The sequence below is a fragment of the Pseudomonas sp. TWP3-1 genome (assembly GCF_049896625.1).
In the GTDB taxonomy this organism is placed as follows: domain Bacteria; phylum Pseudomonadota; class Gammaproteobacteria; order Pseudomonadales; family Pseudomonadaceae; genus Aquipseudomonas.
Genome location: NZ_JAFCUQ010000020.1, coordinates 38,007 through 60,276 on the forward strand (window position 1 = coordinate 38,007; position 22,270 = coordinate 60,276).

Here is a 22,270-nt window from a genome sequence, read left to right on the forward strand (position 1 = left end):
AATTTGCCAAATGCTGAAAACCAACTAGCGTGATAATTCGAAAGTAATACGATCCATTCCCACTCAAATCGACAAAAGCCCTCTAGGACGGGCCTTACAGACAATAGCGTTATGCCTTTACTTGGTGCCTAAGTCATTCATTAACAATGGAATGTGCCCATGCACTGATCCACGTCAGTTGTTTGAACAGTCAACAGATCTACCCTGTGAACTCTTCTCTCCGGCAATGGAGTCATGCAATGTCTGAAGCTCCCGGAAAACTACGATTAGGTGCGCTGGTCGCCTTGGTAGTCGGTTCAATGATCGGTGGCGGGATATTCTCTTTGCCACAAAACATGGCAGCCAGCGCCGACGTCGGCGCAGTACTCATCGGCTGGGCCATCACCGCTGTCGGCATGCTCACCCTCGCTTTCGTCTTCCAGACCCTCGCCAACCGCAAACCTGACCTCGACGGCGGCGTGTATGCCTACGCCAAGGCCGGTTTCGGCGATTACATGGGTTTCTCATCGGCCTGGGGTTACTGGATCAGTGCCTGGCTGGGCAACGTCGGTTACTTCGTGCTGCTGTTCAGCACCCTCGGTTATTTCTTTCCGGTTTTCGGTGAAGGCAACACGGTTGCTGCGGTGATCGGCGCGTCGATTCTTTTGTGGGCCGTGCACTTTCTGGTACTGCGCGGGATCAAGGAAGCGGCGTTCATCAACCTCGTCACCACGGTCGCCAAAGTCGTGCCGCTGGTACTGTTCGTGTTGATCGCGGTGTTCGCTTTCAAGCTGGATATCTTCACCGCCGACATCTGGGGCATAAAAAACCCGGATCTGGGCAGCGTGATGAACCAGGTGCGCAACATGATGCTGGTCACCGTCTGGGTGTTCATCGGCATTGAAGGCGCGAGCATTTTCTCGGCGCGGGCGGAGAAACGTTCGGACGTCGGTAAAGCCACGGTGATCGGTTTCATCACTGTGCTGCTGTTCCTGGTACTGGTGAATGTGCTGTCGCTGGGGATCATGACTCAACCGGAACTGGCCAAACTGCAAAACCCGTCGATGGCTGCCGTGCTCGAGCACGTGGTCGGTCACTGGGGGGCGGTGCTGATCAGCGTCGGTCTGATCATCTCGCTGCTCGGGGCGTTGTTGTCGTGGGTGCTGCTGTGTGCGGAGATCATGTTCGCCGCCGCCAAAGACCACACCATGCCCGAGTTTCTGCGCAAGGAAAACGCCAACCACGTACCGGTCAACGCCCTGTGGCTGACCAACGCGATGGTGCAGATTTTCCTGATCATCACCCTGTTCTCGGCCAGCACTTACCTGTCGCTGATCTACCTCGCCACCTCGATGATTCTGGTGCCTTACCTGTGGTCGGCGGCGTATGCCCTGCTGCTGGCGGTACGCGGCGAAAGCTACGAAGGCTTCGCGGCTGAACGGCGCAAGGATCTGCTGATCGGCGGCATCGCCCTGATCTACGCGGTCTGGCTGCTGTACGCCGGCGGGGTCAAGTACCTGCTGCTCTCTGCTCTGTTGTATGCGCCCGGCGCGATCCTGTTCGCCAAGGCCAAGCTCGAACTCAAACAACCGGTATTCACCAACGTCGAGAAGCTGATTTTCGCCGCAGTGGTCGTGGGCGCTCTGGTAGCAGCCTACGGACTGTATGACGGCTTCCTGACTCTGTAATTGCCAAACGTTTTATCTCTGGAGGATCACTGCAATGACCACGGAAAAAGTTAAGTACGGCGTCCATTCCGAAGCCGGCAAACTGCGCAAAGTCATGGTCTGCTCCCCAGGTCTGGCCCATCAGCGGCTGACCCCGAACAACTGCGATGAACTGCTGTTCGATGACGTGCTGTGGGTGGCTCAGGCCAAGCGCGACCACTTCGACTTCGTGACCAAGATGCGCGAACGCGGGATCGACGTGCTGGAAATGCACAACCTGCTGACCGACATCGTCGCCAACCCGGAAGCGCTGGACTGGATTCTCGAGCGCAAGGTCACCGCCGATTCGGTGGGCCTCGGTCTGATCAACGAAGTCAAATCCTGGCTGAAAAGCCTTGAGCCACGGCACATCGCCGAGTTCCTGATTGGTGGCGTGTCTGCCGATGATCTGCCGGACAGCTTCGGCGGCAAGACCATTCAGATGTTCCGCGACTTCCTCGGCCACTCCAGCTTCATTCTGCCGCCGCTGCCGAACACTCAGTTCACCCGCGACACTACCTGCTGGATCTACGGTGGCGTGACCCTGAACCCGATGTACTGGCCGGCGCGCCGTCAGGAAACTTTGCTGGCCACCGCCATCTACAAATTCCACCCGCAATTCACCAACGCCGAATTCGAAATCTGGTACGGCGACCCGGACAAGGAACACGGCAGCTCGACCCTTGAGGGCGGCGACGTGATGCCGATCGGCAACGGCGTGGTGTTGATCGGCATGGGCGAACGTTCGTCGCGTCAGGCCATCGGCCAACTGGCGCTGAACCTGTTCAAGAACAAGGCCGTGGAAAAAGTCATCGTTGCCGGCCTGCCGAAATCCCGCGCAGCGATGCACCTCGACACCGTGTTCAGCTTCTGCGACCGCGACCTCGTCACGATTTTCCCGGAAGTGGTCAATCAGATCGTAGCCTTCACCCTGCGTCCTGACGAAAGCAAACAGGGCGGCATCGACATCCGCCGTGAAGAAAGCAGCTTCCTCGACACCGTGGCCGCTGCGCTGAAACTGCCGAAGCTGCGCGTGGTGGAAACCGGCGGCAACAGCTTCGCCGCCGAACGCGAGCAGTGGGACGACGGCAACAACGTGGTGGCCGTGGAACCTGGCGTGGTCATCGGCTACGACCGCAACACCTACACCAACACCCTGCTGCGCAAGGCCGGGGTCGAGGTGATCACCATCAGCGCCGGTGAACTCGGTCGCGGCCGTGGCGGCGGTCACTGCATGACCTGCCCGATCATTCGCGACCCAATCGACTATTGATTTGTATGCCCTGCTTCGCGCCTATCCGGCGTGAAGCAGGCGGATAACCGAAACCCAAGGAGATCCATCATGGCTTTTAACATGCGCAACCGCAGCTTGCTGAGTTTGATGCACCACACCACTCGCGAGCTCAACTACCTGATCGACCTGTCCCGCGACCTCAAACGCGCCAAGTACACCGGCACCGAGCGTCCGCACCTGCAAGGCAAGAACATCGCGCTGATCTTCGAAAAAACTTCGACCCGTACCCGTTGCGCCTTCGAAGTGGCGGCCCACGATCAGGGTGCTCACGTCACCTACATCGACCCGGTGTCGTCGCAGATCGGCCACAAAGAAAGCATGAAAGACACCGCCCGCGTCCTCGGCCGGATGTTCGATGCCATCGAGTACCGTGGCTTCGAACAGGAAATCGTCGAAGAGCTGGCCAAGTACGCCGGCGTGCCGGTGTTCAACGGTCTGACCGCTGAATTCCACCCGACCCAAATGATCGCCGACGTGCTGACCATGCGCGAACACAGCGACAAGCCGATGCACGACATCAGCTACGCCTACCTCGGCGACGCCCGTTACAACATGGGCAACTCGTTGCTGATGATCGGCGCCAAACTCGGCATGGACGTGCGCATCGCCGCGCCGAAAGCGCTGTGGCCGCACGCTGATTTCATCGCGCAGTGCAAAGCGTTCGCCGAAGAAAGCGGCGCGCGCATCACCATCACCGAAGACCCGAAAGAAGCGGTCAAGGGCGTGGACTTCATTCACACCGATATCTGGGTGTCGATGGGTGAGCCGGTGGAAGCGTGGGACGAGCGCATCGAGCAACTGCTGCCGTACCAGGTCAACAGCAACATGATGAAAGCCTCGGGCAACCCACGGGTGAAATTCATGCACTGCCTGCCGGCGTTCCACAACAGCGAAACCAAGGTCGGCAAAGACATCGCCGCCCGCTATCCGCACCTGGCCAATGGCGTCGAAGTCACCGAAGAGGTCTTCGAATCCCCGGCCAACATCGCCTTCGAGCAAGCAGAAAACCGCATGCACACCATCAAGGCGATTCTGGTGTCGGCGTTGGCGGATATCTAATTGATCGACACGATCACTGTGGGAGCTGGCTTGCCAGCGATAGCGGTGTGTCAGCCGACAGAAATACTGACTGATACACCGCCATCGCGGGCAAGCCCGGCTCCCACAGGGATCGCATTCGTCCTGCACGAATTCACTGTTTTCTAGAAGGACATGCACCATGCGTATCGTCGTAGCTCTGGGCGGTAACGCCCTGCTCCGCCGTGGTGAGCCGATGACCGCTGACAACCAGCGCGCCAACATCCGCATCGCCACCGAGCAAATCGCCAAGATTTATCCCGGCAACCAACTGGTCATTGCCCACGGCAATGGTCCGCAAGTCGGCCTGCTGTCGTTGCAAGCCGCCGCTTACACCTCGGTCGCACCCTACCCGCTGGACGTGCTCGGTGCCGAAACCGAAGGCATGATCGGCTACATCATCGAACAGGAACTGGGCAACCTGCTGGACTTTGAAGTGCCGTTCGCCACACTGCTGACGCAAGTAGAGGTCGACGCCAACGACCCGGCGTTCAAGAACCCGACCAAGCCGATCGGCCCGGTCTACACCAAGGCCGACGCGGAAAAACTCGCTGCCGAAAAAGGCTGGGCGATTGCTCCCGATGGCGACAAGTATCGTCGTGTAGTGGCCAGTCCACGACCAAAACGCATCTTCGAAATCCGCCCGATCAAGTGGCTGCTGGACAAGGGCAGCATCGTCATTTGCGCGGGTGGCGGCGGTATTCCGACCATGTACGACGAGAACCGCAATCTCAAAGGCATCGAAGCGGTGATCGACAAGGATCTGTGCTCGGCGCTGCTCGCCGAACAGCTGGAAAGTGACTTGCTGGTGATCGCCACCGACGTCAACGCGGCTTATATCGATTTCGGCAAACCGACCCAGAAAGCCATCGCCCAGGCCCACCCGGATGAACTTGAACGTCTCGGTTTCGCCGCCGGCTCGATGGGGCCGAAGGTACAGGCAGCTTGCGAATTCGCCCGCAATACTGGCAAGGTCGCGGTGATCGGTTCGCTGGCGGACATCGAAGCGATTGTCCAGGGCACGGCCGGTACGCGCATCAGCACGGCGAAACCTGGCATTACTTATTTGTGAGGAGAAACAGCAATGGCAACGTTCGACCCGGGACATTTGCACTTCGAGCGTCACGCTCTGACCAAGGATGATGTCAGCTACGACTTGCACCTCGACTATGAAGTCGTACAGGACGCCAAAGAAGGCAAAGGGATGCAGTTCACACTGCATGGTTCGATCGAAGGCAAGGACGTGAAGGAAACGTTCTTCCTGCCCAAGGACCAGGCGTACAACTTCGCCAGCAACGTCACGAAAATCCTGGAAAAGAACGGCATCCCCAAAGCGCACAGCAGCCTCGGTTCGAGTCACAAGTACTACGACCTGATGTTTGAGGATGTGCGGGTGCAGTTGAATATGAAATCGGGGGATCCGGTCAAACCCGAACATCTGGAGTGAACCTGAAAAGCCCCTCACCCTAGCCCTCTCCCAAGGGAGAGGGGACTGATTGGGGGATGCTCTGAAAATCCGTCGACCTGATCGCGCTTTGCCGAATCCATAATCGACTCGATTTCTCAGGTCGATGTATAGCGTCAGACACCTCGGTCAGCTCCCTCTCCCTCCGGGAGAGGGCTGGGCGGGCGGCGATCCGATGAGGGGGCTTTTGATTTAAGGCATACTTGCCCACCTCCGCAATCCAGAACCCAAATCCGCCCCATGCGTATCCACGTCAGTTTCATCGACCGCGTCGGCATCACCCAGGAAGTCCTGGCCTTGCTCGGTGGGCGCAACCTCAATCTGGATGCGGTGGAAATGGTTCCGCCGAACGTCTACATCGACGCCCCGACGCTGAGTCCGGATGTGCTCGAAGAGCTGAAAGATGCCCTGTTTCGTGTGCTTGGCGTCGAAGCGGTAACGGTGGTCGACATCCTGCCCGGCCAGCGTCGGCACTTGCAGCTCGACGCCTTGCTCGCAGCCATGACCGACCCGGTACTGGCCCTCGACAGCGCCGGCAAGGTGCTGCTGGCCAACCCGGCGTTGATCGCTCTATACGGACGCGAACCGGCCGGTGAAAGCGTCTCTGAACTGTTCAACGATCCGGCCCTGCTCGACACCTTGCTCGAACACGGCTTCCGCCTGCCGCTGCGCGAGATCACCGTCAACGGCCAGACCTTGCTGCTGGATGCCACGCCGATCACCGACGCCGGCGCCCTGCTCACGCTGTATCAACCGAACCGCATCGGCGAACAGCTCTCGGCACTGCACCACGATCACGCTGAAGGTTTCGATGCGCTGCTCGGCGAATCCCCGGCAATCCGCACGCTAAAGGCCCGCGCTCAGCGAGTCGCAGCACTTGATGCTCCGTTACTGATTCAGGGTGAAACCGGCACTGGCAAAGAGCTGGTAGCGCGCGCCTGTCATGCGATCAGTGCGCGGCACAGTGCGCCGTTTCTCGCGCTGAACTGCGCGGCCCTGCCGGAGAATCTCGCCGAGAGCGAGCTGTTCGGCTACGCCCCCGGCGCCTTCACTGGCGCACAACGCGGTGGCAAACCGGGACTTATGGAACTGGCCAACCAAGGCACAGTTTTCCTCGACGAGATCGGCGAGATGTCGCCGTACTTGCAGGCCAAGCTGCTGCGGTTTCTAAACGACGGCAGCTTCCGTCGAGTCGGCGGTGATCGCGAGGTGAAGGTCAACGTGCGCATCCTCAGCGCGACCCACCGCGATCTGGAAAAAATGGTCAGCGAAGGCACGTTCCGCGAAGACCTCTTCTATCGCCTCAACGTGCTCAACGTCGAAGTGCCGCCGCTGCGCGAACGCGGTCAGGACATTCTGCTGCTGGCGCGCTATTTCATGCAGCAGGCCTGTGCGCAGATTCAGCGCCCGGTCTGTCGTCTCGCCCCCGGCACCTATCCGGCGCTGCTGGGCAATCGCTGGCCGGGCAACGTGCGCCAGTTACAGAACGTGATCTTCCGTGCTGCGGCGATTTGCGAAAGCAGCCTGGTGGACATTGGCGACCTCGACATCGCCGGCACCTCCGTGGCGCGGCAGACTGACAGCGATGTCGACAGTCTCGAACAAGCGGTCGAAGCTTTCGAAAAAACCCTGCTGGAAAAACTCTACGTGAGTTATCCATCGACCCGCCAACTCGCCAGCCGCCTGCAAACCTCGCATACCGCAATCGCCCACCGACTGCGCAAGTACGGCATCCCCAACAAACCTTAGCAACGACATAAGGCCCTGTGGGAGCTGGCTTGCCAGCGATGACGTCGGCACAGTCAACAATGAAGGTGACTGACACATCCCAATCGCTGGCAAGCCAGCTCCCACAGGTTTTTGTGGTCACCTGAGCATCCGCGGTAAAAACGACCTCCATCTGTACTGAAAGCGCTACAGCGGAACGATATCGTTCCACCCTCCTCCGATCACTGCTGTGCAAGGCTTTGATCCGCTTCAGCTTTTTTCCTCGCCCCATGCTGTAGCGATATCGCTACAGCCCTTGGTTAAACATTTCCGCCTAAGATCTCTAACCAGCTGATTCATATAGACTTTTTAACCTTGGCCGCAATCTTGCTAACCCAACCCTCATAAATAAGGGCCTCTGCGCCCGAGTATTCCACCGCGTCCACCAGACGAGTCTGGCCCCTGAGGAGTTTCCATGAGCGAGTTGCGTTTTACTGAAGATCACGAATGGCTGCGCGCCGAGGCTGACGGTTCCGTCACCGTCGGTATCACCGCTTTCGCGCAGAACGCCCTGGGCGACGTGGTGTTCGTGCAACTGCCTGAGTTGCAGGCTTACGACAAAGGCGCTGAAGCCGCTACCGTCGAATCGGTGAAAGCCGCCAGCGGCGTGTACATGCCGCTCGATGGTGAGGTGCTCGAAGTCAATCCGGGGCTGGACGCCAGCCCGGAGCTGGTCAACGAAGATCCGCTGGGCGAAGGCTGGTTCTTCCGCTTCAAGCCAAGCGACGCCGCCGCTGTCGGCAAACTGCTTGATCAAGACGCCTACGACCGTCTGATCAAAGCCCAAGCCGAAGCCTGAGGAAACTGACATGACCCAAGTAAATCTCGGCACCCAAAACGAATTCATCGCCCGTCACATCGGCCCGCGCGCCGGTGACGAGCAAACCATGCTCAACAGCCTCGGCTTCGACTCGCTCGAAGCCCTGAGCGCCAGCGTCATCCCGGAAAGCATCAAGGGCACCAGCGTGCTCGGCATGGACGACGGCCTGAGCGAAGCCGACGCACTGGCGATGATCAAAGGCATCGCCGGCAAGAACCAACTGTTCAAGACCTACATCGGCCAGGGCTACTACAACTGCCACACGCCGTCGCCGATCCTGCGCAACCTGCTGGAAAACCCGGCCTGGTACACCGCTTACACGCCGTACCAGCCAGAAATCTCCCAAGGCCGTCTCGAAGCGCTGCTGAACTTTCAGACGCTGATCAGCGACCTCACCGGTCTGCCGATTGCCAACGCATCCTTGCTCGACGAAGCCACCGCCGCTGCCGAAGCCATGACCTTCTGCAAACGCCTGAGCAAGAACAAGGGCAGCCACCAGTTCTTCGCTTCGATCCACAGCCACCCGCAAACTCTCGACGTGCTGCGCACCCGTGCCGAGCCGCTGGGCATCGACGTGGTAGTGGGCGATGAGCGCGAACTGACTGACGTGGCGCCGTTCTTCGGCGCGCTGCTGCAATACCCGGCAAGCAACGGTGATGTGTTCGATTACCGCGAACTGACCGAACGCTTCCACGCCGCCAACGCACTGGTCGCGGTCGCGGCCGATCTGCTGGCGCTGACTCTGCTGACCCCGCCGGGCGAATTCGGCGCCGACGTGGCCATCGGCTCCGCACAACGTTTCGGCGTGCCGCTGGGCTTCGGCGGCCCGCACGCGGCGTACTTCTCCACCAAAGATGCGTTCAAGCGCGACATGCCCGGCCGTCTGGTCGGCGTTTCGGTTGACCGCTTCGGCAAACCGGCACTACGTCTGGCAATGCAGACTCGCGAGCAGCACATCCGTCGCGAGAAAGCCACGTCGAACATTTGCACCGCGCAAGTGCTGCTGGCCAACATCGCCAGCATGTACGCCGTGTACCACGGCCCGAAAGGCCTGACGCAGATCGCCAATCGTATTCACCACCTGACGGCGATTCTGGCCAAAGGTCTGAGTGCTTTGGGTCTGCAAGTCGAACAAGCGAATTTCTTCGACACCCTGACCCTGGCCACTGGCGCGAACACTGCTGCCCTGCACGACCAGGCGCGTGACCGGCAGATCAACCTGCGTGTGGTCGATGACCAGCGTCTGGGCCTGTCGGTGGATGAAACCACCACCGCTGCCGACATCGAAATCCTGTGGAGTCTGTTCGCTGACGGCAAAACCCTGCCGGACTTTGCTGCTCTGGCCGCTACGGTCGAAAGCACCATTCCCGCCGCGCTGCTGCGTCAGTCGCCAATCCTCAGCCACCCGGTGTTCAACCGCTATCACTCGGAAACCGAGCTGATGCGCTACCTGCGCAAACTGGCGGACAAGGATCTGGCGCTCGATCGCACCATGATCCCGCTGGGTTCGTGCACCATGAAACTCAACGCCGCCAGCGAAATGATCCCGGTGACCTGGGCTGAATTCGGCGCGCTGCACCCTTTCGCTCCAGCCGAACAAAGTGCCGGTTATCAACAACTGACCGACGAACTGGAAGCGATGCTCTGCGCCGCCACCGGTTACGACGCAATCTCGCTGCAACCGAACGCCGGTTCGCAAGGTGAATACGCCGGTCTGCTGGCGATCCGCGCTTATCACCAGAGTCGTGGCGATGAACGTCGTGACATCTGCCTGATCCCGTCCTCCGCCCACGGCACTAACCCGGCCACTGCCAACATGGCTGGCATGCGCGTGGTCGTGACTGCGTGCGATGCGCGTGGCAACGTCGATATCGAAGACCTGCGCGCCAAGGCCATCGAGCACCGCGAACATCTCGCTGCGCTGATGATCACCTACCCGTCGACCCACGGCGTATTCGAAGAAGGCATCCGCGAGATCTGCGGGATCATTCATGACAACGGCGGCCAGGTGTACATCGACGGCGCCAACATGAACGCGATGGTCGGCCTCTGCGCACCGGGCAAGTTCGGCGGCGACGTGTCGCACCTGAACCTGCACAAAACCTTCTGCATCCCGCACGGCGGTGGCGGCCCGGGTGTTGGCCCGATTGGCGTCAAATCGCACCTGACGCCATTCCTGCCCGGCCACGGCCATATGCAACGCAAGGAAGGCGCGGTCTGCGCGGCACCGTTCGGCAGCGCGAGCATTCTGCCGATCACCTGGATGTACATTCGCATGATGGGCGGCGCCGGTCTGAAACGCGCTTCGCAACTGGCGATCCTCAATGCCAACTACATCTCGCGTCGCCTCGAAGAGCACTATCCAGTGCTGTACACCGGCAGCAACGGTCTGGTGGCGCACGAGTGCATCCTGGATCTGCGTCCGTTGAAAGACAGCAGCGGCATCAGCGTGGATGACGTCGCCAAACGCCTGATCGACTTTGGTTTCCACGCGCCGACCATGTCGTTCCCGGTGGCTGGCACGCTGATGATCGAGCCGACCGAAAGTGAATCCAAGGAAGAACTGGACCGCTTCTGCGACGCCATGATCCGCATCCGCGAAGAAATCCGCGCAGTGGAAAACGGCACGCTGGACAAGGAAGACAACCCGCTGAAAAACGCCCCGCACACCGCCGCCGAACTGGTAGGAGAGTGGAAGCACCCGTACAGCCGCGAGCAAGCGGTGTACCCGGTAGCGTCGTTGATCGAAGGCAAATACTGGCCGCCGGTCGGTCGCGTCGACAACGTGTTCGGTGACCGCAACCTGGTCTGCGCCTGCCCGTCGATCGAAAGCTACGCTTAAAAGAATGAAGGGGCATTCAATGCCCCCAACTTCACGCACACCACTGCCCCCTGTAGGAGCTGCCGCAGGCTCGGGCCGCGATCGGACGATCTTTTGATCTTGCTGTTCAAAGATCAAGATCAAAAGATCGTCCGATCGCGGCCCGAGCCTGCGGCAGCTCCTACAGAGGGAATGCATCAAGCTTTGGATTTCCGCCAATTCCTATAACAAGAAACCGGAGAACAACTCATGTCGTTAAGCGTGTTCGACCTGTTCAAGATTGGCATCGGCCCCTCCAGCTCCCACACCGTCGGCCCGATGCGTGCCGCCGCGCGTTTCGTCGAAGGCTTGCGTCGGGAAAATATGCTGTCCGCGACCGCGAGCGTCAGGGTTGAGCTGTACGGATCCCTCGGCGCCACCGGCAAAGGCCACGGCAGCGACAAAGCCGTGCTGCTCGGTCTGGAAGGTGAACACCCGGACACCGTGGATACAGAAACCGTCGCCGCACGTCTCGCGCAAATCCGTGGCAGCGGACAATTGAATCTGCTCGGTGAACACAGCATTGCGTTCAATGAGAAAGAACACCTGGCGATGATCCGCAAACCGCTGGCCTACCACCCCAATGGCATGATTTTCCGCGCGTTCGATGCGGCCGGTTTGCAGATCCGCAGTCGCGAATATTATTCGGTCGGTGGTGGCTTTGTGGTCGATGAGGACGCGGCCGGTGCCGACCGCATCGTCGAAGACGCCACATCACTGACCTTCCCGTTCAAAAGTGCCAAGGACTTGCTCAGTCATTGCGCCACCTATGGGCTGTCGATCAGCCAGGTCATGCTGACCAACGAAAGCGCTTGGCGTCCGGAGGCGGAAACCCGCGCAGGTCTGCTGAACATCTGGCAAGTGATGCAGGACTGCGTGGCCGCTGGCTGTCGCAACGAAGGTATTTTGCCGGGTGGGCTGAAGGTCAAACGGCGGGCGGCGGCGTTGCATCGGCAACTGTGCAAGAACCCGGAATCGGCACTGCGCGATCCGCTGTCAGTGCTCGACTGGGTCAACCTGTATGCGCTCGCGGTCAACGAAGAAAACGCCAATGGCGGTCGCGTCGTTACAGCGCCCACCAACGGCGCGGCGGGGATTGTCCCGGCGGTGTTGCATTACTACATACGCTTCATCCCCGGCGCCAATGAAGACGGCGTGGTGCGTTTTCTGCTGACCGCTGCGGCGATCGGCATTTTGTATAAAGAGAACGCTTCGATCTCCGGCGCCGAAGTCGGCTGTCAGGGTGAAGTCGGCGTCGCTTGCTCGATGGCCGCCGGCGCCTTGTGTGAAGTCCTCGGCGGCAGCGTTTCGCAGGTGGAAAACGCCGCCGAAATCGGCATGGAACACAACCTCGGTCTGACATGCGATCCGATTGGCGGGCTGGTGCAAGTGCCGTGCATCGAGCGCAACGCGATGGGTTCGGTGAAAGCGATCAACGCGGTGCGCATGGCATTGCGTGGCGACGGCCAGCACTTCGTCTCCCTCGACAAAGTCATCCGCACCATGCGCCAGACCGGCGCCGACATGAAAAGCAAATACAAAGAGACCGCCCGCGGCGGTCTGGCGGTCAACATTATCGAATGCTGATCACGTAATTAACGCCCTCTCCCTCCGGGGGGAGAACACCAGACTAGCCCCCTCTCCCTCCGGGAGAGGGCTGGGGTGAGGGGCTTTTGATCTTGCCCCTGAACCAACATTTCAAGGAGTTCCGCATGTCCACCGAACAACTGTCGAAAACCCCGCTCCACGCACTGCACATCGAACTCGGCGCGCGCATGGTGCCGTTCGCCGGCTACGACATGCCGGTGCAGTACCCGTTGGGCGTGATGAAAGAACACCAGCACACCCGCGAACAGGCCGGTTTGTTCGACGTTTCGCACATGGGCCAGATTCGCCTGACTGGCGCCAACGCTGCCAAAGCTCTGGAAACCCTGGTGCCAGTCGACATCATCGACCTGCCGGTCGGCATGCAGCGCTACGCGATGTTCACCAACGAAACCGGCGGCATCCTCGATGACCTGATGGTCGCCAACCTCGGTAACGATGAGCTGATCCTGGTCGTCAACGCTGCGTGCAAGGATCAGGATCTCGCCCATCTGCAGAAGCACATCGGCGCTGAGTGCAACATCGAACCACTGTTCGAAGAACGTGCCCTGCTCGCCCTGCAAGGTCCGGCGGCCGTGACCGTGCTCGCGCGTCTGGCGCCGGAAGTGGCGCAGATGACTTTCATGCAGTTCAAGCGCGTGACACTGCTGGGTGTGGAATGCTTTGTCAGCCGTTCGGGCTACACCGGTGAAGACGGTTTCGAAATCTCCGTGCCAGCCGCCGACGCAGAAAAACTTGCCCGCGCCTTGCTGGCCGAACCCGAAGTGGCAGCCATCGGTCTTGGCGCCCGCGATTCGCTACGCCTTGAAGCCGGTCTGTGCCTGTACGGCCACGACATGAACACTGAAACCACGCCAATCGAAGCCAGCCTTCTGTGGGCGATCTCCAAGCCGCGTCGCGCTGACGGTGCACGCGCTGGTGGTTTCCCCGGCGCGGAAACGATTTTCGCTCAACAACAGAACGGCGTGGCGCGCAAACGCGTTGGTCTGCTGCCCCAGGAACGCACACCGGTGCGCGAAGGCGCGGAAATCGTCAACGAAGCGGGCGAGATCATCGGCAGCGTGTGCAGCGGCGGTTTCGGTCCGACCCTGGGTGCACCTTTGGCGATGGGTTACGTCGACAGCGCCTATATCACCCTTGATACGCCAGTCTGGGCAATCGTCCGTGGGAAAAAGGTGCCGCTGCTTGTAAGCAAAATGCCATTTGTTGCGCAACGCTACTATCGTGGTTGATTGACTGTTTCTATAAGTAACGCGATTGCGTTATGCGTGCACTAATGTGTAACGCAATCGCCATAAAACAGTGCACAGATTATTCAATGCTTCGAATATGAACGCGGCTTATAACGTTCGAAAACAATTGAACACATCAATCGAATAAGCCCGCCCCGGCGAATAACTAACTACCAGCAGGCGCAGCAAAACCGGGGACTTCGCGGGGCTTGTTTTTTCTTTGGTAGTTGGCGTAAAGTTTGTTCACTGTGTTTGCATGGGTCAGCTTTGAATCGTGACCTGGGCAGTAGCCTACAAGTTAGCTACATCCCGCTCGGCGTTTTCTTACTCTCCTGCAACCAGCCCCAGTACTCTTTCATGGGAAAGAGGCTGTCATCAATTTATGCGTCAAAGGAATAAGAAATGTCCACACGTCAGAGCGGTACCGTCAAGTGGTTTAACGACGAGAAAGGTTTTGGTTTCATCACTCCAGAAAGCGGTCCGGATCTGTTCGTGCATTTCCGCGCCATTCAGGGCAACGGCTTCAAGAGCCTGAAAGAAGGCCAGAAAGTAACCTTCGTTGCAGTGCAGGGCCAAAAAGGCATGCAGGCTGACGAAGTACAAGCAGAAGCCTAACCTTCTGTAACGAAAAAGCCCCTGATATTGATATCAGGGGCTTTTTTGTGCGCGCGAATCCGTAAAATGCCGGCTAACTTTCCGTCCAGAGGCTGCCATGTCGAAACACCTGCTCGTTCCACAGGGCGATTTCCCCACCGTGGGCCTCGGCCGGCGCCTGGCAGCGATGTTCTATGATTTTCTGCTGTGCACCGCCCTGCTGATCGTCACCGGCGGCATTTACAAGATGATTCAGGCTGCAATCATTGGCGAAGAGCGCCTGCGGGTGTTGACCGATGCCGGGCAACTGGATGGCGATCCGCTGTATTCCACCGTGCTGGTGCTGGTGCTGTTTGGCTTCTTCGCCAAGTTCTGGACCCACGGCGGGCAGACGCTGGGGATGCAGGTGTGGGGCATTCGCGTGCAGAACGCCAATGGCACTGCGATCAGCCTGTGGCAGGCGCTGTTGCGCTTCATGGTATCGATTGCGTCGTGGCTGTGCGTGGGGTTGGGTTTCTTCTGGTCGCTGTATGACAAGCAGAAGCGCACCTGGCATGACATCTACTCCGATACCCGGGTAGTGCGAGTGCCGAAGAAACAAAAGTAGCGTCACCGATCACTGTGGCGAGGGAGCTTGCTCCCTCGCCACAACAGCGGTGAATCAGGCGTTACCAGCCAGCTTCAGCCGCGCAGCCTGGGTGAAATCCAGCATGCGCTTGAGCGGGCGAATCGCCTGGGGAATCAGCGCCGGATCAACCAAGATCTCGCCAGTCCCCTTCTGCAAGCACTTGAGCGTGCGCTCAAGCGTGTTCATGGCCATCCACGGGCAATGTGCGCAACTGCGGCAGGCTGCGCCATTACCGGCGGTTGGCGCCTCAATGAAGACCTTGTCCGGGCACAGCTGCTGCATCTTGTAGAAGATGCCACGGTCAGTGGCCACAATCAGAGTCTTGTTCGGCAACGATTGCGCAGCGGCAATCAGCTGACTGGTGGAACCGACGGCATCCGCCAGTTCGATTACCGCAGTCGGCGACTCCGGGTGCACCAGAATCGCCGCGTCCGGATACAGCGCCTTCATGTCTTCAAGCTGTTTGGACTTGAATTCCTCGTGGACGATGCAGGCACCGTCCCACAGCAGCATGTCGGCACCGGTCTTGCGCTGGATGTAGGTGCCCAGATGCTTGTCCGGCCCCCAGATGATGGTTTCGCCGTTGTCCATCAGGCTTTCGACAATCTCCAGCGCGCAGCTGGAGGTCACCACCCAGTCGGCCCGGGCTTTGACCGCCGCCGAGGTGTTGGCGTACACCACCACCGTGCGCTCCGGATGCTGATCGCAGAACGCCGAGAACTCATCGACCGGGCATCCCAGGTCCAGCGAGCAGGTAGCTTCCAGCGTCGGCATCAGCACGCGTTTCTCAGGGTTGAGAATCTTCGCGGTCTCACCCATGAACTTCACGCCGGCAACCACCACGGTCTTGGCCGGATGGGCATTGCCGAAGCGGGCCATCTCCAGAGAATCAGAGACGCAGCCACCGGTTTCTTCGGCCAGGGCCTGAATGATCGGATCGCAATAGAAGTGGGCAACCAGCACCGCGTCCTGAGCCTTGAGCTCGGCGGCGATGGCTGAACGATAATGAGCCTCTTCCTCGGCACTCAGCGGTTTGGGCTGTTTGGCGTCGAGGTGAGCTTGAACCAGAAGGCGTTCGGAAATCTGCGTCATGTTCGCAAGACCTGCAGGCGCGTTCGCGCGAAAGTCGAGTATACACCCGGCTCCGGACCGCTTGAGGGTACCGCCGGGAGAGTGAGTTTTATCAGGCACGGACAGCGTTGAAGCTGCGCAAGGCTACAGAATATCCCGTTGATACAAAAGATGATTCTGACCTGCGTCATGACGCGGAGATATGCCGGAATTGCAGGCAAAAAAAAACCCGGAAATCCTCACTTGCGTGGGCCTTCCGGATTTTCTAAACCGCCAAAAATGGTGGGTCGTGTGGGATTCGAACCTACGACCAATTGGTTAAAAGCCAACTGCTCTACCAACTGAGCTAACGACCCGCTGTGTGGTGGCGCGTATAATACTGATTTTTAAGGACTATTCAACACCTTTTTTGAAATAAATCAGAAATAAGGTGTTGGGTCGCTGATTCCGGCGGCCGCAAAGCCCTCGGAACGCAGACGGCAGCTGTCGCATTTGCCGCACGCACGGCCTTCGTCATCAGCCTGGTAGCAGGAAACCGTCAACGCGTAATTCACGCCGAGCTTCACGCCCGCCTGAACAATCTGCGCCTTGCTCAGGTTTTGCAGCGGCGCTTGAATGCGGAAACCGTTGCCTTCCACGCCAGCCTTGGTCGCCAGATTGGCCATGCGCTCGAAAGACTCGATGAACTCCGGACGGCAATCCGGGTAGCCCGAATAGTCCACTGCGTTGACACCAATGAAGATGTCGCGCGCGCCAAGCACCTCAGCCCAACCCAGTGCCAGCGACAGGAATACCGTGTTGCGCGCTGGCACGTAAGTGACCGGAATGCCTTCACCCAGCGCTTCTGGAATATCGATGCTGGTGTCGGTCAGGGCCGAGCCGCCCATGCCATCCAGATTCAGGCCAATCACTTTGTGCTCAACCGCCCCCAGATCACGGGAAACACGCGCAGCGGCATGCAGTTCAGCGTGCGAGCGCTGGCCGTAATCGAAACTCATGGTGTAGCAGGCGTAGCCTTCAGCGCGGGCCATGGCCACGACAGTTGCCGAGTCCAGGCCACCGGAGAGCAGGATTACCGCACGTTTTTCGCCAGCGTTCAGTTGTTCGGTCATTTCAGCGCCCCGGCTCGTCATTCCACAGATATTTATGCAGCTGCAGTTGCAAGCGCACTGGCAGGTTGTCCGCCACCACCCAGTCCGCCAGATCCCTTGCGTTCAGATCGTGGTGACTTGGAGAAAACAATACTTCGCCGGCACGCCGGTCGAGACCGTACTGGATCAGCCTGGACACCGCCCAGTCATAGTCTTCGCGCGAGCAGATGACAAACTTCACCTGATCGTTGGACGTGAGCAATTCGATATTTTCGTAACGGTTGCGATGGGCTTCTTTCGAACCCGGCGTTTTCAGGTCAACCACGCGGCTGACGCGCGGATCAACGGCCGAAATATCCAAGGCGCCGCTGGTTTCCAGCGAAACCTCGTAACCGGCATCACAGAGCTGTTTGAGCAACGGAATGGCATTTGGCTGCGCGAGCGGCTCGCCACCGGTGACACACACGTAACGCGGACGGAAACCGGCCACTTGTTCGAGGATGTCGTCGAGGGTGCGAATGGTGCCGCCGCTGAAGGCATAGGCGCTGTCGCAGTATTGGCAACGCAGAGGGCAACCGGTCAGGCGCACAAAAACAGTGGGCAGCCCGGCAGTCCGCGTTTCCCCCTGCAAAGAGTAGAAAACTTCGGTGATTCTCAATGTGTCTTGCATAGTCGCCACGGGCGTAACAGCTAAACAGGCTGTCCGCCTCCGTCAGGCACTTCAAGCAATCCCGCCAACGCGTAGACCACAAGAAGCGTGTTTCAGAAAAAGGGCGTGAATTCTAACGAAAAAACCCGCAACAAGTGCGGGTTTCTTCGAATCGGTTCAAACAGCCTTACATGCGCTGCAGATCGCGTTGGGCCAACTGAGCGGCGGAGGTACCCGGGTATTGGGCCACCACCTGTTGCAGAATACCTTTTACCTTGTCGGTGTGACCGAGGCGGCGCTCTACATCAGCGAGCTTGTACAGCGAATCCGGCACTTTGTTGTGCTTTGGATACAGCTGCGAAACCTTGGCAAACGCCTGACCTGCACCTTGCAGATCACCTTTGGCCAGGTTCACTTCGCCCAACCAGTACTGGGCATTGCCCGCGTATTGGCTGTTCGGGTATTTACGCAGGAAAGCGCTGAAAGCCTGGCTGGCCTTGTCGAAATCCTTGGCTTTGATCAGGTCGAAAGCGGCATCGTAATACAGCTTCTCTTTGGCCGGATCAGCCGGTTCACCACCTGCGGCAGGCGCCTGGGCGGCAGCAGCCCCGGCTCCAGCAGCAGCACCGGCAGCAGCACTTGCATCGCCACCGGCAGAAGAATTCTCGGGAGTCGCGGCAGGTGCAGCACCGGATCCTATGCGCCGATCAAGATCCTGGTATCGCTCCAGGGATTCTTGCTTCATGCGCGCAACCTGATTCTGCAGTTCTTCAATCACGCCTTGCTGGCGCGAGATCTGATCCTGCATCTGTTGCAATTGGTTGAACAGCATGCCGTTTGCCGAGGCAGGGGCCGAAGCCGCTCCCCCGGCATAGGCGCCGTTCGTACCGTAACCCGCAGGCGGATAACTGCTCCCGCTATTGTTATAACCGGAGTTGTCATCGACCACAGGAACCGCAGCCCACGCCGCAAGCGGCGCGAGGCTGAGAGCCAAAACAGTTACAGCACGACGGCACGTTCGCATATCGAATTACTTACGCAGTTCGACGCGACGGTTTTGAGCCCAGGACTGCTCGTCGTTGCCGGTAGCAACTGGACGCTCTTCGCCGTAGGAAACCAGTTCCAGCTGAGCTGGGGAAACACCTTGCAGTACCAGGTAGCGTTGAACGGCTTTCGCACGACGCTCGCCCAGTGCCATGTTGTACTCACGAGTACCACGTTCGTCGGTGTTGCCTTCCAGAACAACGCGAGCGCCGTTTGCTTTCAGGTCTTTGGCGTGAACGTCCAGAGCGCGCATGGCTTCTGGCTTCAGGTCCGAGCTGTCGTATTCGAAGTAGAAGGTGGTGATTGCGCGCAGAGCAGCTTCTTCGCTCAGGGAACCGTCAACGGCACCAGTGTTTGCGCCGTAACCAGCGTTTGGATCAACAGCGCCTTCACCGGCGTTGTCGCCGCCTTTGGACGAGCAACCTACAGCTACAGCCATGGCCAGAGCCAGCGCAGCAAATTTACCAAACTTCAGCATTTCCATCGTGAAACTCCTAATGAACCCCAGTGTGTTAAGTAAAACGTGTAGCGCCCGCTCACTTCAGGTAAGGGGACCAGGACGGTTCTCTGACTTCGCCTTGAGCGGTAGGAAGCGGGAGCCTAACGCGTCCATTAATGGACACGAGCATCAAGACTCCCCGGCCCTGTTGGCGGGTGGCGTAGATTACCATGGTGCCGTTGGGCGCAACAGTAGGCGACTCGTCCAGAGTGCTATCAGTTAGGATTTTTACACTTCCGCGCTGCAAATCCTGGGCTGCCACCTTGAAATTAGTGAATCCGTCCTGCCGATGGATCATTACCAGGGTCTTTTCATCCGCCGAAAGCTTGGGGTTGGCGTTGTAGTTACCAATAAAGGTCACTCGCTCCGCACCGCCGCCACTTGCGCTGGTTTTATAGATCTGTGGTTTACCGCCACGGTCCGAGGTGAAGTAGATGGTAGAACCATCCTTGCCCCAGTACGGTTCGGTGTTGATGCCAGGACCTGCGGTGACGCGGTTGATCTGACGCGAAGCCAGATTCATCACGTAGATGTCCGGGTTACCGTCTTTCGACAGTACGAACGCCAGGCGATCACCATTCGGCGACCAGGCGGGTGCGCCGTTCAGGCCTTCGAAGTTGGTGATCTGCTCACGGCGACCAGTGTCGATGTTCTGCATGAAGATCCGCGGACGCTTCTGTTCGAACGACACGTAAGCAATGCGCTTGCCGTCCGGCGCGAAACGCGGCGACAGGATTGGCTCGCGCGATTGCAGCAGGGTCACGGCGCGGGCACCGTCATAGTCCGAACGCTGCAGGGTGTAACGGGTGTTCTTCTCGGAGAAGCGTTCAGCCGTTACATACAGCAGACGAGTCGAAAATGCGCCCTGGATACCGGTGAGTTTTTCGAACGACTGGTCAGAGATGAAGTGCGCCATGTCGCGCAGTTGCTCGGTAGTACCGGAAACACTGCCGTCAGCGACTTTCTGCTCGGTCGCTACGTTGAACAGAGCCCACTGCACTTGCAGCCTGCCGCCGGCCGGCACGATGCTGCCGACCATCATGTATTGAGCACCCACCGCCTTCCAGTCACGGAAGATGATTTCGCTCGGCTGGCTTGGCTGGCTGATCATGTTTTGCTTTGGAATCGGCGAGTAGTAGCCCGAGTTACGCAAATCGTTACCAATGATTTCGGCCATGTCGTCGGGCAGCACCGCACCGCCCTGGAAGGCGAACGGTACGACCGCGATCGGAGTAGCCCGATCGCTGCCGCTGGTGACCAGAATGTTCTTTTCATCTGCTGCCGCGAAACCTGCCATACAGCAGATCACGACCAGCATTCCTCGAAGAAGGTTTCTCACAAGGCTAGATCCTCAGGTGTGAATGTCATCTTGAATGAACGATACGGAGCGAAATCGCTCGGCTTCATTCCCTGCATTTCCGTCAAACGTCCAATATTCTTGACCGCCGCGACTGCCGAAGCATCGAACGGACCGTCGCCACTGGATTTGGCCACGCCGACCGAAGTCACCGTACCGTCCGGCAACATGCCGATTTGCAGCACGACCGTCATGCCTTTGCGTGCCGAAGGAGGACGTGCCCAACCTTCCGCTGCTCGCGCACGAATCAGGTCATCGAAACTGCCCGCGACTTCGTCACCCTGCTCATCGGCCAAGGCCTGCTGGCGCTGCGGCGTGTCGGAAAGCAAATCGGCCAAGGCCTGAGCCTTTTTGTCTTCGGTCGATTTACGGGCCGCTTCCTGCGCTTTTTTCTTCGCAGCGTCGGCAGCAGCTTTCTTCTTCGCGTCTTCGGCGACTTTCTTCTTCGCCTCTTCAGCTTCAGCTTTTTTCTTGGCGTCTTCGGCGGCTTTCTTCTTCGCGTCTTCGACGATCTTCTTCTTGGCTTCTTCAGCAGCGGCTTTCTTGGCCTCTTCTTCAGCAGCCTTTTTGGCTTCTTCTTCAGATTTCTTCTTGGCTATATCAGCCAATTGTTTCTCTTCAGCCTTTTTGGCCTCGGCGGTCTTCTTGGCGTCGTCGGCTTTCTTGGCTTCATCAGCCTTCTTCGCCTCGTCCGCTTTTTTCGACTCGTCGGCCTTCTTGGCTTCCTCGGCTTTTTGAGCCGCTTCTTCTTTCTTTTGTTCCGCAGCGGCCTTGATCTCTTCCTGCTCGACCTTTTTCTGTTCCATCTGCTCGACTTCGGTCTGACGCGCGGCGGATTTCTTCGCCTCACCCGCAATCTTCTGATTGGTCTGGGTGGTCGCCTGACTTTTCGATTTCAGTTGATACAAGGTCGCCTGGACAATCGGCTTGGCCGGCGGCAGCTCAGGTGTAAAAGCGAAACTGACGAACAGCATGCCGAACACCAGCACGTGCAAGACAATCGCCCAGACACTAGGCCAGAAGAAGCTTTCCGAGGCAGACGGCTCTCGCAGTGGCTGCATCAGGGGGCCTCGGTAATCAAGCCAACATTACCGACCCCGGCTTTCTGCAACCCGCCCATGGCGCCCATGACGGAACCGTAATCGACAGTCTTGTCGCCACGAATGAACACTTGGGTACGCTTGCCGTTACCGTTGCCGGCAGCGATGATTTTTGTCACCGCGCTGGTCATCTGCGGCAGGGTCATGGCCCTGTCCTGTTGCTTCTCGGTGTCGACTTCGCTGCCAAGGTTCCAGTAGTAGGTCTTGTCAGCCTTGATCGAAATGGTCAGGACCTGGGTGTTGTTGTCCTGCGGCAAGGCTTCGCTGGAAACCTTGGGCAGATCAACTTTCACGCCCTGATTGAGCATCGGCGCGGTCACCATGAAGATGACCAGCAGTACCAACATCACGTCGATGTATGGCACTACGTTCATCTCGGCGACCGGCTTGCGCTTTTTGCGAGCTCGAGCGATTAAAGCCATTGGAAATTAC

20 protein-coding genes and 1 tRNA gene are annotated in these 22,270 nt (G+C 58.8%); 12 read left to right on the forward strand and 9 right to left on the reverse strand.

What is annotated here, in order from left to right:
• Nucleotides 1-239 precede the first annotated feature (239 nt).
• From arcD to ACP7BN_RS23160, 12 genes are all read left to right on the forward strand, one after another.
• Complete coding sequence (gene arcD, locus ACP7BN_RS23105; RefSeq protein ID WP_426206246.1) at nt 240-1,667, forward strand: arginine-ornithine antiporter; 1,428 nt, start codon at nt 240-242, stop codon at nt 1,665-1,667.
• A gap of 34 nt (nt 1,668-1,701) precedes the next feature.
• A complete protein-coding gene (gene arcA, locus ACP7BN_RS23110) occupies nt 1,702-2,958 on the forward strand; it encodes an arginine deiminase (protein WP_420646328.1) in 1,257 nt (418 codons plus the stop codon).
• Nucleotides 2,959-3,027: 69 nt separating this feature from the next.
• Entirely contained in the window at nt 3,028-4,038 is a 1,011-nt protein-coding gene (locus ACP7BN_RS23115; RefSeq protein ID WP_426206247.1) for an ornithine carbamoyltransferase, read from the forward strand.
• Nucleotides 4,039-4,198: 160 nt separating this feature from the next.
• Complete coding sequence (gene arcC / locus ACP7BN_RS23120) at nt 4,199-5,128, forward strand: carbamate kinase (protein ID WP_426206248.1); 930 nt, start codon at nt 4,199-4,201, stop codon at nt 5,126-5,128.
• Between the two features lie 12 nt (nt 5,129-5,140).
• A complete protein-coding gene (locus tag ACP7BN_RS23125; RefSeq protein ID WP_426206249.1) occupies nt 5,141-5,503 on the forward strand; it encodes a DUF5064 family protein in 363 nt (120 codons plus the stop codon).
• Nucleotides 5,504-5,761: 258 nt separating this feature from the next.
• Complete coding sequence (locus tag ACP7BN_RS23130) at nt 5,762-7,270, forward strand: sigma-54-dependent transcriptional regulator (RefSeq protein ID WP_420646324.1); 1,509 nt, start codon at nt 5,762-5,764, stop codon at nt 7,268-7,270.
• A gap of 433 nt (nt 7,271-7,703) precedes the next feature.
• Nucleotides 7,704-8,087: a glycine cleavage system protein GcvH gene (gcvH, locus tag ACP7BN_RS23135; protein WP_426206250.1), complete on the forward strand. Its 384-nt coding sequence runs from the start codon at nt 7,704-7,706 to the stop codon at nt 8,085-8,087.
• 10 nt (nt 8,088-8,097) lie between these two features.
• Nucleotides 8,098-10,950 (forward strand): aminomethyl-transferring glycine dehydrogenase, encoded by a 2,853-nt coding sequence (gene gcvP / locus ACP7BN_RS23140; RefSeq protein WP_426206251.1) that lies wholly within the window; start codon nt 8,098-8,100, stop codon nt 10,948-10,950.
• 228 nt (nt 10,951-11,178) lie between these two features.
• A complete protein-coding gene (locus ACP7BN_RS23145; protein ID WP_426206252.1) occupies nt 11,179-12,555 on the forward strand; it encodes an L-serine ammonia-lyase in 1,377 nt (458 codons plus the stop codon).
• 125 nt (nt 12,556-12,680) lie between these two features.
• The gene (gcvT, locus tag ACP7BN_RS23150) at nt 12,681-13,805 is read left to right on the forward strand and encodes a glycine cleavage system aminomethyltransferase GcvT (protein WP_426206253.1); all 1,125 of its coding nucleotides are present in this window, start codon (nt 12,681-12,683) and stop codon (nt 13,803-13,805) included.
• A gap of 402 nt (nt 13,806-14,207) precedes the next feature.
• A complete protein-coding gene (locus ACP7BN_RS23155; protein WP_003227496.1) occupies nt 14,208-14,420 on the forward strand; it encodes a cold-shock protein in 213 nt (70 codons plus the stop codon).
• A gap of 97 nt (nt 14,421-14,517) precedes the next feature.
• Nucleotides 14,518-15,006, forward strand: a complete 489-nt coding sequence (locus ACP7BN_RS23160; protein WP_426206254.1) for an RDD family protein — start codon at nt 14,518-14,520, stop codon at nt 15,004-15,006.
• A 54-nt stretch (nt 15,007-15,060) separates the two neighbouring features.
• On the opposite strand, the gene nadA is transcribed toward ACP7BN_RS23160, so the two are convergent.
• The 9 genes from nadA to tolR form a co-directional block, all read right to left on the reverse strand.
• The gene (nadA, locus tag ACP7BN_RS23165; RefSeq protein WP_426206255.1) at nt 15,061-16,119 is read right to left on the reverse strand and encodes a quinolinate synthase NadA; all 1,059 of its coding nucleotides are present in this window, start codon (nt 16,117-16,119) and stop codon (nt 15,061-15,063) included.
• Nucleotides 16,120-16,378: 259 nt separating this feature from the next.
• Nucleotides 16,379-16,454 (reverse strand) — tRNA-Lys (locus tag ACP7BN_RS23170).
• 63 nt (nt 16,455-16,517) lie between these two features.
• Nucleotides 16,518-17,210 carry a 7-cyano-7-deazaguanine synthase QueC gene (gene queC, locus ACP7BN_RS23175; protein ID WP_426206256.1) on the reverse strand — a complete coding sequence of 231 codons (693 nt, stop codon included), beginning with the start codon at nt 17,208-17,210 and terminating at the stop codon, nt 16,518-16,520.
• Between the two features lies 1 nt (nt 17,211).
• Nucleotides 17,212-17,859, reverse strand: coding sequence for a 7-carboxy-7-deazaguanine synthase QueE (gene queE / locus ACP7BN_RS23180; protein WP_426206257.1), 648 nt, complete (start codon nt 17,857-17,859; stop codon nt 17,212-17,214).
• Between the two features lie 166 nt (nt 17,860-18,025).
• Nucleotides 18,026-18,862, reverse strand: a complete 837-nt coding sequence (ybgF, locus tag ACP7BN_RS23185) for a tol-pal system protein YbgF (RefSeq protein ID WP_420646315.1) — start codon at nt 18,860-18,862, stop codon at nt 18,026-18,028.
• Nucleotides 18,863-18,868: 6 nt separating this feature from the next.
• A complete protein-coding gene (gene pal, locus ACP7BN_RS23190) occupies nt 18,869-19,366 on the reverse strand; it encodes a peptidoglycan-associated lipoprotein Pal (RefSeq protein WP_003178634.1) in 498 nt (165 codons plus the stop codon).
• 52 nt (nt 19,367-19,418) lie between these two features.
• On the reverse strand, nt 19,419-20,699 hold the full coding sequence (gene tolB, locus ACP7BN_RS23195; RefSeq protein WP_420646678.1) for a Tol-Pal system beta propeller repeat protein TolB: 1,281 nt from the start codon (nt 20,697-20,699) through the stop codon (nt 19,419-19,421).
• Between the two features lie 17 nt (nt 20,700-20,716).
• Nucleotides 20,717-21,799 (reverse strand): cell envelope integrity protein TolA, encoded by a 1,083-nt coding sequence (gene tolA, locus ACP7BN_RS23200; protein WP_426206258.1) that lies wholly within the window; start codon nt 21,797-21,799, stop codon nt 20,717-20,719.
• Nucleotides 21,799-22,251: a protein TolR gene (tolR, locus tag ACP7BN_RS23205; protein WP_401268701.1), complete on the reverse strand. Its 453-nt coding sequence runs from the start codon at nt 22,249-22,251 to the stop codon at nt 21,799-21,801. Before tolR ends, tolA begins: the two co-directional genes overlap by 1 nt.
• Nucleotides 22,252-22,270 lie beyond the last annotated feature (19 nt).

Bases quoted from the DNA above. Each gene is read 5' to 3' on its own strand.
- gcvT (WP_426206253.1), top strand. From the start codon at position 12,681: ATGTCCACCGAACAACTGTCGAAAACCCCGCTCCACGCACTGCACATC.
- arcA (WP_420646328.1), top strand. From the start codon at position 1,702: ATGACCACGGAAAAAGTTAAGTACGGCGTCCATTCCGAAGCCGGCAAA.
- ACP7BN_RS23130 (WP_420646324.1), top strand. From the start codon at position 5,762: ATGCGTATCCACGTCAGTTTCATCGACCGCGTCGGCATCACCCAGGAA.
- ybgF (WP_420646315.1), bottom strand. From the start codon at position 18,862: ATGCGAACGTGCCGTCGTGCTGTAACTGTTTTGGCTCTCAGCCTCGCG.
- queC (WP_426206256.1), bottom strand. From the start codon at position 17,210: ATGACCGAACAACTGAACGCTGGCGAAAAACGTGCGGTAATCCTGCTC.
- gcvP (WP_426206251.1), top strand. From the start codon at position 8,098: ATGACCCAAGTAAATCTCGGCACCCAAAACGAATTCATCGCCCGTCAC.
- ACP7BN_RS23145 (WP_426206252.1), top strand. From the start codon at position 11,179: ATGTCGTTAAGCGTGTTCGACCTGTTCAAGATTGGCATCGGCCCCTCC.
- gcvH (WP_426206250.1), top strand. From the start codon at position 7,704: ATGAGCGAGTTGCGTTTTACTGAAGATCACGAATGGCTGCGCGCCGAG.
- tolA (WP_426206258.1), bottom strand. From the start codon at position 21,799: ATGCAGCCACTGCGAGAGCCGTCTGCCTCGGAAAGCTTCTTCTGGCCT.
- ACP7BN_RS23115 (WP_426206247.1), top strand. From the start codon at position 3,028: ATGGCTTTTAACATGCGCAACCGCAGCTTGCTGAGTTTGATGCACCAC.
- ACP7BN_RS23125 (WP_426206249.1), top strand. From the start codon at position 5,141: ATGGCAACGTTCGACCCGGGACATTTGCACTTCGAGCGTCACGCTCTG.
- ACP7BN_RS23160 (WP_426206254.1), top strand. From the start codon at position 14,518: ATGTCGAAACACCTGCTCGTTCCACAGGGCGATTTCCCCACCGTGGGC.
- arcD (WP_426206246.1), top strand. From the start codon at position 240: ATGTCTGAAGCTCCCGGAAAACTACGATTAGGTGCGCTGGTCGCCTTG.
- arcC (WP_426206248.1), top strand. From the start codon at position 4,199: ATGCGTATCGTCGTAGCTCTGGGCGGTAACGCCCTGCTCCGCCGTGGT.
- queE (WP_426206257.1), bottom strand. From the start codon at position 17,859: ATGCAAGACACATTGAGAATCACCGAAGTTTTCTACTCTTTGCAGGGG.
- ACP7BN_RS23155 (WP_003227496.1), top strand. From the start codon at position 14,208: ATGTCCACACGTCAGAGCGGTACCGTCAAGTGGTTTAACGACGAGAAA.
- tolB (WP_420646678.1), bottom strand. From the start codon at position 20,699: ATGCTGGTCGTGATCTGCTGTATGGCAGGTTTCGCGGCAGCAGATGAA.
- pal (WP_003178634.1), bottom strand. From the start codon at position 19,366: ATGGAAATGCTGAAGTTTGGTAAATTTGCTGCGCTGGCTCTGGCCATG.
- nadA (WP_426206255.1), bottom strand. From the start codon at position 16,119: ATGACGCAGATTTCCGAACGCCTTCTGGTTCAAGCTCACCTCGACGCC.